Genomic DNA, 2449 nt, shown 5'->3' with positions numbered 1-2449 from the left:
GCGAGCTCGGCTTCCGTCTCTGCGATCCAGCCGTCGATCTGCTCGAAATCCTTCTGCTCCTTGTAGCTCATCCGCAGCCGTTCCTTGCCGCCGCGCTCCGGCTCCGGCGCGGGTGGAGCCAGCGACGGCGCCGTTTGGGCCACAGTCGGTTTGCCCGCCGCTCCCCCCCTATCCGCACCGGCTTTTTGCTGCATCCGTCCCGCGTAGTCGGAGTAATTGCCGACATGCTTGGCGATGACGCCGTCGCCTTCAAAGGCCAGAATTCGGTCGACAGTTCGATCCAGGAAGTACCGGTCATGGGAGACGACGTACACAACACCCGGAAAATCATCCAGATAATCCTCAAGCACGGTCAGCGTCGGTATATCCAGATCGTTGGTCGGCTCGTCCAGCAGCAGCACATTCGGCGCGCCCACCAGCACCTTCAGCAGCTGCAGCCGGCGCTTCTCGCCGCCCGACAGCTTGCCGATCGGCGTCCACTGCATCGGACCGTCGAAAAGAAAACGCTCGAGCATCAGCGCAGCCGACACCGTCGAGCCGTCACCGGTACGCACCTGTTCCGCCCGCTCACGAATATAATCGATCACCCGGATCGCGCTGTCCGGCTCGTCATGCTCCTGCGTAAACCAGCCCAACTTCACGGTCGGTCCGCGGTCGATCACCCCGGCGTCGGGCTCGAGCTGACCGGCGATCAGCTTGAGCAGCGTCGACTTGCCCGTACCATTGCGGCCGATAATGCCGATCCGGTCCTCCGGCACGGCGATGTCACTGAAGTCGTCGAGCAGCGTGCGGCCGCCGTACCTTTTCGTCACATGCTCGGCCTCGACGATTTTTTTGCCCAGACGGGATGAGGACACGGACAGATCCACCTTGTCGGACGTCTTCAACGTACCCGCCGCCTGCAGCGCCTCGAACCGGTCGATACGCGCCTTCTGCTTCGTTGTGCGGGCCTTCGCGCCGCGCCTGATCCAGGCGAGCTCATTGCGCAGCAGATTGTGGCGCTTCGCCTCCGAGGCCGCCTCCCGCTCCTCCCGCTCCAGCTTCAATTCGAGAAAACGGCTGTAATTCGCGGTATAGAAAAACGCGCGGCCGCGGTCGAGCTCCATGATCCGGTTGCTTACCCGGTCCAGGAAATACCGGTCGTGCGTGATCATGAGCAGCGCGCCCTTGCGTTTCTGCAGCGCTTGCTCCAGCCACGCGACCGATTCGTTGTCGATATGGTTGGTCGGCTCGTCGAGAATAAGCACATCGGCGGGCTGAACAAGCGCTGCCGCCATCGCCGCCCGCTTGCGCTGGCCGCCTGACAGCTCGCCCATCCGGGCGTCGTAGCGCGTTAGGCCAAGCTTGCCGAGCGCTGTCTTAGCATCGCTTTCAATCTGCCAGGCATTCAGCGTATCCATCGCTTGGCCGGCCTGCACAAGCCGCTCCTGGACCGCATCGCTGCCGGGCAGCCGCTCCGCCTCCTCCAGCGCGGCTGCGTAATCCCGCGCGGCCTTCAGCTCGGGCAGATCGCCGGCAAGCACATGCTCGAGCACGGTTTCGTCCGGATCGTACGCCGGATTTTGCGCCAGCATGCGCACCGTTACGCGGCCGCCCCGGGTAACGCCGCCTTCCTCAGGCGGCTCCAGACCCGCTACCACCTTCAGAAACGTCGATTTGCCGGCGCCGTTCACGCCGATGATGCCGATTTTGTCCCCTTCGTCCACTCCGAACGACACATCCCGGAACAGAACCTTCTCACCGTAGGTTTTCGTTATATGTTCAATCGTCATCAAGGGCATATGGAAGGATCCTCTAACTTTCGCGATAATGGTCATGCCGCCGTCCGGCGGTCATGCGATAACGGTATCATCATACCATATTTACCCCCGTTGCGGCACATCGGTTCAGCCGAGCCGGCCCATTGAAGGAAGGATTTTACAGACCTTGGCCGGCATGCTATGCTCGAGGAAAACGGGAACAGCTACTTGAAACCGAAAACGGGAGTTTTCAGATGGGAAGAAACATATGGAGGCCGGTTCTGTTGGCGGCGATCCTCCTGATGGCCGCCGCGCTGGCGAGCTGCGTCAAGGGCGAGGCAAGATTGGATGTGCGGATGGACGGAAGCGCCGACGCCGCGCTGTCGGTCCGGCTTCCGACAAAGGCCGGAGAAGCTGCGGCGGACGTGCTCGAGCGATTCGGGGAACGGCTCAAAGCCCAAGGATACGAGACGAGTACGCGGACGGACGGCGATTTCGTCCAATGGAGCGCGGCAAGACATTACGAGCGTAGCGAGCTGCAGCGCTTCAGGACGGACGGCCAAGGCTTCCAACTCGATGTGTCGGGCTTTCGAGTCGCGCTGACCAGAGAGGACGGCTGGCTGTATGCCACCTACCGGCTGCAGGGCGCATTCGAGGTGAACGAGCTGCTTGGCGGTGACGGCGCGGTCGCGGCTCGTTACCGGGCGCTG

At 62.5% G+C, this 2449-nt stretch carries 2 protein-coding genes; one reads left to right on the top strand and one right to left on the bottom strand.

What is annotated here, in order from left to right; translation table 11 throughout:
- The coding region (locus BG52_RS10580) for an ABC-F family ATP-binding cassette domain-containing protein (RefSeq protein ID WP_036667227.1) at window positions 1–1781 on the bottom strand (1781 nt) is incomplete at its 3' end.
- Between the two features lie 212 nt (window positions 1782–1993).
- Between BG52_RS10580 and BG52_RS16150 the strand changes: the two genes are divergently transcribed.
- The coding region (locus BG52_RS16150) for a hypothetical protein (protein WP_190287526.1) at window positions 1994–2449 on the top strand (456 nt) is incomplete at its 3' end.

This window comes from Paenibacillus darwinianus (assembly GCF_000598065.1).
GTDB lineage: Bacteria > Bacillota > Bacilli > Paenibacillales > Paenibacillaceae > Paenibacillus_I > Paenibacillus_I darwinianus.
The sequence above is the reverse complement of the archived record's forward strand: the minus strand, read 5'-3'. Positions and strand labels throughout refer to the sequence as shown.